Source organism: Streptosporangium sp. G11, assembly GCF_051192615.1.
In the GTDB taxonomy this organism is placed as follows: domain Bacteria; phylum Actinomycetota; class Actinomycetes; order Streptosporangiales; family Streptosporangiaceae; genus Streptosporangium.
Genome location: NZ_JBPJUQ010000175.1, coordinates 1 through 6768, shown reverse-complemented (window position 1 = coordinate 6768; position 6768 = coordinate 1). Strand labels below are relative to the sequence as shown.

Here is a 6768-nt window from a genome sequence, read left to right as displayed (position 1 = left end):
CGCCGACGCCCAACGCTCCTGATCACACCTCGCCATAGGCGTCGACGGCCACCACGGACCGGCCTCCCTTGACACCCACCGCCCATCGGATGTCTCGCGCCTGGCGGCACTGCGCTCCGGGTCAGGTTGCCACCGGATGACACGGTCACCTGCTCACGGCCATTGCCAGCCAGGTGCGGCAACGCGACCACGGGAAGTCTGTCGCCGCACCCGACCGGTGATCATTTGATGTCATCGGTTCGCAGCACGTGTTTTCCGCGACTGTCCGGAGTGTGGTGGTGGACCTGGAGGCGGGCCAGCGCGGCATCGACCAGGCGACCGAGGTTGCCCAGTTCGTACAGCATCCGGTGGCGCTCAGCTTCCTCCCACGCCCTGATGACCGATCCGACGTCGCCCGACTTACCGGCCGTGACGACGACCTCTTTGCCGTTGACGCGCTTCGTGGCGGCATCGCCCAGGATGACCCAGCCGTACACGGTCACGACCCCCGAGCAGCCACGATCAGGGCAACCACCTGTTCGGGATGCTCGCTCCTCACCGCCTGAGGATCGGAGCCGTCGCGTAGGGAGATCAGATAGCTGCCCGAGCGCGCCCCCATGGTCACCGTGGCCACGCGCCAGCCCTGCGGACCCTTCACGGTCAACTCCGGCGGATACCGCTCTATCCACGACCGAAGCGGAGGCTGGTCGGGCCAAGCGGCCGCACTGTTGGCGAACAGTCCGAGACTGATCGTGTGATGGCGGTGGGCACGGATTCCCCGCTCGGTGAGAAGCCGTTGTACGACGGCCAACGCCTCGTCGTGGCTCTCCACTGTCGCCTCATCAACGGCGGGCGGGACGGCTCTACAGTTGTCCATGGGTCGCACCTCCAGTGTGCGATCAAGGAACCCGTACGGCGTGTCCGCGCCTGCGGGTTCCGCTTTTTCGCGGTCCTCCCATGACATCGCCCATACACGTGTTCGCACAGGAGGCGATAGGGGAGACTGGGGGAGACGGCAGGTCTCCCATGTCTCCCCCAGGGCGCGGTGATGGAAGAGATTCCGGGTTGGGCGCTGAGGTTGCGCGCCGAGCGACGCGAGCGGCTGTGGTCGCAACGGCAGATGGCACGGGCACTCACCGAGGTGGCCGATGAGAGCACCCGCGCTCACCTGCCGACTCGTGAGTCCCTGATCCGCATGATCAAGGACTGGGAGAAGGGCAGGCACCAGCCCAAGGACCCCTACCGGGTGCTGTACTGCCGGGCGTTCGATCTTCCCGAGGCTGAGCTGTTCGACCTGGCGAACAAGACGGCCCGCAGGTCACCGGCCCAGGTGCTCGCCGCGATCATGCCCGAGGGTGATCTACTGTCCCGCCTTCCCGCCGGGGCAGGGCGAAGGGTCGGGATGGGCACCGTGCAGGATCTGGCGGCACGAGTTCACGGCCTGCGGCTCGCCGATGACGTCATCGCCGGAAGCGACCTGATCCGGCCCGCCTTCCGGGAGCTTGACGCGGCGGTGCGTCTCTACCGGTGCGGTACCCACACCGAGGAGGCAGGCCGGGCGCTGCTGGTCAACATCGGCGAACTGGCACAGATCGTCGGATGGATCGCCAGCGACGCGGGCCAGCACGACCAAGCCGCCCAGACCTACCAGCTGGGCATCAGCGCCGCCCGCGAAGCCGGAGACGGCTCCCTGGAGGCCAACCTCATCGGTTCCCTGGCCTACCAGATCGCCAACGTCGGCGACGCGCAAGAAAGCGTGGCACTCACCCGCGCCGCACTGGATGCGGCCGGACGGCACGCCTCACCGCGTATCCGCGCACTGACCTGGGATCGCCTTGCATGGGCGCACGCTCGCGCCGGAGAGGCCCAGCCCGCCATCAGAGCACTGGGTGAGGCAAGCGCCGCCCTGGCGAGCACGGCCGGAGCCGAAGAACCGTCGTACCTGTACTGGGTCAGCCCCGACGAGCTCCAGATCATGGAAGCCCGCGCCTACACCGAGCTGCACCGCCCGCTGCGCGCCGTTCCACTGCTCACCGAGGTTCTAGCGCGCTACGACGCTACCCACGTCCGGGAAGTCGCGCTTTACCTGTCGTGGCTCTCCGTCGCTCTCGCCGACGCCAACGAGCCCGAGGAAGCGGCGCACACGGCGTCGCGGATGCTGGACATGTCCGCGGACCTCACCAGCGACCGCACCACCCAGCGCGCCCGCGTGGTCCTGACACGGCTCAAGCCCTACGCCGATGTCCCCGAGGTACGAGAGCTACTGACCCGCTACCCCATGAGTGCCTGAACCCTCCCGAGACCCGGATTCTTGCGTGACCAACTGCGTGACAACGACCCCGGACGACCACGGACGACGGTGGATTGTCATGGACCGTATGCGCAGGTGGGGGCGGGTATAAGCCCAGGTCCCGCCCCCTCCTGGCTTCCCTCGTAATGAAGGGGTCTGGGGTTCGATTCCCCAAGGCGGCTCCCAGGTCAAAGGCCCTCCGGGATCATCCCGGAGGGCCTTTGTCATGTCTGTACAGCAGTTGCATACAGCTACCTCCTGTAGTTCAAGCTTCAGTAGCTAGGCGAAGGTGGCCGGCCAGAGAAGGAGTAGCAGATAGGCGTTGACAGACCCGTCAATCAAAGGATCTTGATGACGAACAACTCGCCGCTATCCTTCTGTCGCACGAGCAGATCATTGCCCTTAGACGCCTCGGCCTCCACGTACTCATAGAGGGTGATGGCTCTGTTCACCAGGTCAGTCTTCGAGAAGCTGGTGCGTTCCTGGAGTCTCTGAAGTTGTTCCGAGACTCGCGGAACTAAACCCACAGTTATCCGTTCACTCGCCACCTGTCGGGTTTGCGGAGAGGTTGGCTCCGAAGGCATCGCACACCTCGCATAAGTAACTGGCCCGTCCTGTTAGGTGCCGAGCCTCAGTCGATAGTCGCACACCTAGCACGTGAGAGCAGCATCCCTGCAGCTATTTGATGCAAGTGTGTGGGTGTCGTGGTAGTTTCCCTCTGGGCGGAACGTCTGCCTGTCCGTGGCTGAAGGTGGAAAACCTCAAGGAGGTAAAGGCATGGGGCTACTCCAAGCACTCCCGGTCGTGACTCTTAGTCCTGACTAGCTCACGCCGGGAGTCGCTTATAGGGCGCGTGGTTGCTCCGCATTGGGCGGAGCTGTGCCCTGTGAGAGGAGCGACATGCCTACCAACCCTGCTTCAGCCCACCCGACTGATGACGTTCCTAGTGACGCTGCGAACCTCAAGATCTCCCTGCAGTCTCCCGAGGGATTGGGCGTAACAGCCTCAAGCGAGATGAGTGGCTCTCACCTCAACCACTTCTGGGAGGTCGCAACCACCGTTGTCGCCATTGTCGCGACCGTGATCGTTCCGCTGCTCGCTGCCAAGGAGTTGGTGATGCTTCCGGCACACTTGGCAAGTTGCATCATGGTGGCGCAGATGGCCGCTGTCCTCTCGATCTACGCTCTCTGGCGGTCTCGTAAGAGGTAGCAAACCGTCTGTCGCTCGTGCGTGCCGAGGACCCTTCCGGCTAGGAATAAGTCGAAAGGGTCCTCGAAGTTCAGGCCAGCACTCCTGATACAGGCACCAAGAGTGAAATTACGGTAGCTGCTCGCCGAGGCTCTGATTCAGTCGCCCCAGTGCTCTCCGCGTCTCTGGCGCCGGAACCTGCGTGTAGACGTTCATGGTCACCGAGATCTGCGAGTGCCGGAGGATGCGCATCGCGACGCGAGGGTGAACGTCGAGCGCGGCCAGGAGCGAGGCGCAGGTGTGCCGGGTGTCGTGGACGCGGATGCGGGGGACGCTGGCCTTCTCGCAGTAGCGCTCGAAGGACCGGTAAAAGTTGCGCGGCTCGACCGGGGTCCCGTTCCTCGTGGTGAACACGAGGTCGGATCCCTTCCACCTTTCCCCGGCATCCTGGCGGGCCTGCTCTTGGATCCGTTGACGGTCCCGGAGTGCAGCTATGCACAGCCCGAACAGAGGCAGAGAGGCTGTCGAGTCCTCCGTCTTGGTCGTCTCCCGGTGGAGGAGCTCACCGCGGACTCGGTTGAGCTGGCGGGAGATCCAGAGCTGTTCCCCGTCGAGGTCGACGCAGTCCCAGGCGAGCCCGAGCACCTCGCCCCGCCTCAGGCCGAGAATCAGGATCAGCACGTACGCGGCGTAGAGCGGTTCGTCCACCGAGCGCAGGTGCTCAAGGAACCTCCGCGCCTCGTCGACGTTCCACACGCCGTGGTTCTTGGCCTTCTTGGTCTTGCTCGCGTTGGGCAGGACGGTCAGCGCGGCGACGTTCTTGGAGATCAGTTCCTCGCGGATGGCGTTGCTGAGGGCCGAGCGCAGGATGCGGCGGATACTCGCGATCGTGCCCCGAGACGGGTACCCCTTGCAGCACTCTCCCTTGGAGCAGCACCGCCGCTTGGCTTCCGACCGCTGGTGATCCTTCTTCTGGTCACAGCAAGTGCAGAGCGTGACCAGCGTGTTCAGCCACGTCTGAACCTCGCGAACCGTGAGCTTGTCGAGCCGCTTCTTGCCAAGGCCGGGGATCATGTAGAGCCTCACCAGCACCTCGTAACCGGCGTAGGTGGTCGGCTCCCGGTTGGGTTCGATCACCTCGGCGAGCCAGCGCGTCAGGTACGCGGCAAGGGTGGGGTGCTTGGTCGGCACCGGCCCCTTGCTCGCCAGCTCGTGGAGCTTGAGCCACTTCTCGTGGGTCTCCTCACGGGTCTTGCCGTAGGCCCATTTCCGGGTCTTCTTGCCCTCCGGGGTGACGACCCAGACGTAGCCGGCCCAACCGTCCTTGTACGGGAAAACCGAGCCCTCACCGTTCGAGCGCTTCCCCATCAGGCGGCCTTTCCACAGAGTCGGTTCACGTAGTCGTTCAGGGCGGATTCGGGGATACGGCGGCAGCGCACACCGACCATGATCGAGTCGAGTTCGCCGGAGCGGATGAGCTGGTAGAGCGTCCACCGACTGACCTGGAGAGCGGTCATGGCCTGCGGGACGGTGAGCAACGCGGGACTACTCATGGACGCCTCCCGAAGCAGCGAAATGGTTTCCGGTAAGGGCGCTTACCAAAAGGGCGTCACCGGCCGAGTGGCCCTGTCCGGCGTACTCCCAGTGCGAGACGACGAGCACGGTGTCCTCATCGAAGAGCGGAAGCCGTCCGGCGCTGATCGCCTCACCGCGCATGTAGTCGGTGCGTTCCTGGCGGATGTCGCCGAGGGTGGTGGAGTAGCGGCGGCTCTTGGTGGAAAAGTGGCCGCGGAAGCCCAGCATGTTCGCCCATTTGATGAGCCGGAACTCGGTCAGTTCGTCGAAGGCGCCCAGGCGCAGGCACTCGGTGATGAGCCGCCGGGCGTGGTCGCGGATCGGCAAGGCGGTCAGGTCGTCGAGGGGGTTGACGCGCCGGTCCAGGGTGCCGACGCATTCGGCGGCTTTGGTGGCGTACTTGGCGATGTAGGCAGCTACGGCCTGCTCAGTGAGGTCACCGGTCACGGTGACCTCACGAACGTCGAGTTGAGCGCCCCACTGGAAGGCCCGCGCGGGTTCACCAGGCACCGCAGGGACGGTGACCGCGACGGCGGAGGCGGCGTGCTGTACGGCGTCGGTCATCAGGTCGGCCGTCGCCCAGGCCGGTGGAGTGGTAGCCGGCCCCTCGGGACCGTCGACGCGGATGACCGCGTGAAAGTGAACGACCCCGCGCCGCTGGTACTCGGCGACCTTGGCGAAGGAGATCACGGCCTGTTCCCGTAGCTCCCGCTGCGTCAGTCCGGCGTTCTTGGCGACGCGGCGGCGAAGAGCTTCAGTGAAGCGCCGCCACAGCTCCGGGGACATCGCGTTGAACAGCACCGAGCCCGCGTAGTCATAACAGTCCGGGCAGAGCGGTTCACCAAGACGACTCTCGTCGGCCCCGTGCCGAGCGGTGCAGGACATGACGCGTCCGTGCGGGCAGGTGGCCGCATCGCGTCGAGCGTGACACGGCAGGACGGTGCCGTTCTTCTCTCGCCGGGTGTGGACGGTGCCGAAGGAGGGAGCGGTGAGGGTGACGAACAGGCAGGGGTGTGCGGTGACCGAGGCCGGGACACCCTTGCCGCCCACCAGGCCCGCGCGGATGAGTTGGTAGGTGTCGGAGCGGTAGGTCTCGGCGCAGGAGGGGCAGCGGGTCGCGCGGCGGGTCTTGCAGGGCAAGCGGAGGATGCCGTCGGGTTCGGTTGTGGTGGTGTAGCTGTGCAGGCGTTTGCCGGTGGCGGGGTCGATGTGGTGGACGTGGCCGCGCAGGTGGATGGGCTGTCGGCAGCCGCCGGTCCGGTGGATCTGGGAGGCCCAGCGGGCGTATTGGGGGTCGTGGAGCCGGGTGATCATCCCGGCTACCGCGTAGGTGCTTGGCATGATGGGGGTGTCCCTTCCGGGCTGTGGATGTTCGGTGTGGGATGGCCCCCGACGTGGCGGACGTCTTGGCGGATGTGTGGTCACGCCGGGGGCGCTGAGGACTCTCAGCTGAAGCCGAGGCCCTCGCAGTGCTCGCAGGTCTGACTGTGGCTGTCGACGCCGGTTCCTCCGCAGTGGCAGCACAGCCAGCGCTTCGGAGCCGGGACGACGAACGGGGCGCGGTCGTCGAGGTCATCGGGGGTGTCTGTCACGTGATCCACCTCCCCTCGTCGCGCTTGGGAGCGGTGTTAATGAACACGCGCCAGGTGTAGGGGCGTTTGATGTACTCCGGCTTTCGTGGAGTCGCTTTGGTTGACTTACATGCCTCCGCCCCCTTGGAGAGGTCGGCATGTCGA

Annotated in this window: 7 protein-coding genes; 1 reads left to right on the top strand and 6 read right to left on the bottom strand. The window is 65.5% G+C overall.

The window, feature by feature from the left end; translation table 11 throughout:
- Positions 1 to 221: 221 nt before the first annotated feature.
- On the bottom strand, positions 222 to 482 hold the full coding sequence (locus tag ACSDR0_RS48880; RefSeq protein WP_435295829.1) for a hypothetical protein: 261 nt from the start codon (positions 480 to 482) through the stop codon (positions 222 to 224).
- Entirely contained in the window at positions 479 to 943 is a 465-nt protein-coding gene (locus ACSDR0_RS48875; RefSeq protein WP_435295828.1) for a hypothetical protein, read from the bottom strand. The genes ACSDR0_RS48880 and ACSDR0_RS48875 overlap by 4 nt, the downstream gene beginning before the upstream one ends.
- 84 nt (positions 944 to 1027) lie before the next feature.
- On the opposite strand from ACSDR0_RS48875, the gene ACSDR0_RS48870 reads away from it, so the two are divergent.
- Positions 1028 to 2269, top strand: coding sequence for a transcriptional regulator (locus ACSDR0_RS48870; protein WP_435295827.1), 1242 nt, complete (start codon positions 1028 to 1030; stop codon positions 2267 to 2269).
- A gap of 1317 nt (positions 2270 to 3586) precedes the next feature.
- Here ACSDR0_RS48870 and ACSDR0_RS48865 read toward each other — a convergent pair.
- From ACSDR0_RS48865 to ACSDR0_RS48850, 4 genes are all read right to left on the bottom strand, one after another.
- Positions 3587 to 4825, bottom strand: coding sequence for a site-specific integrase (locus ACSDR0_RS48865; RefSeq protein ID WP_435295826.1), 1239 nt, complete (start codon positions 4823 to 4825; stop codon positions 3587 to 3589).
- A complete protein-coding gene (locus tag ACSDR0_RS48860; RefSeq protein WP_435295825.1) occupies positions 4825 to 5010 on the bottom strand; it encodes a helix-turn-helix domain-containing protein in 186 nt (61 codons plus the stop codon). Before ACSDR0_RS48860 ends, ACSDR0_RS48865 begins: the two co-directional genes overlap by 1 nt.
- Positions 5003 to 6373: a replication initiator gene (locus ACSDR0_RS48855; RefSeq protein WP_435295824.1), complete on the bottom strand. Its 1371-nt coding sequence runs from the start codon at positions 6371 to 6373 to the stop codon at positions 5003 to 5005. The genes ACSDR0_RS48860 and ACSDR0_RS48855 overlap by 8 nt, the downstream gene beginning before the upstream one ends.
- Positions 6374 to 6477: 104 nt before the next feature.
- Entirely contained in the window at positions 6478 to 6624 is a 147-nt protein-coding gene (locus ACSDR0_RS48850) for a hypothetical protein (protein WP_435295823.1), read from the bottom strand.
- Between the last annotated feature and the right edge of the window lie 144 nt (positions 6625 to 6768).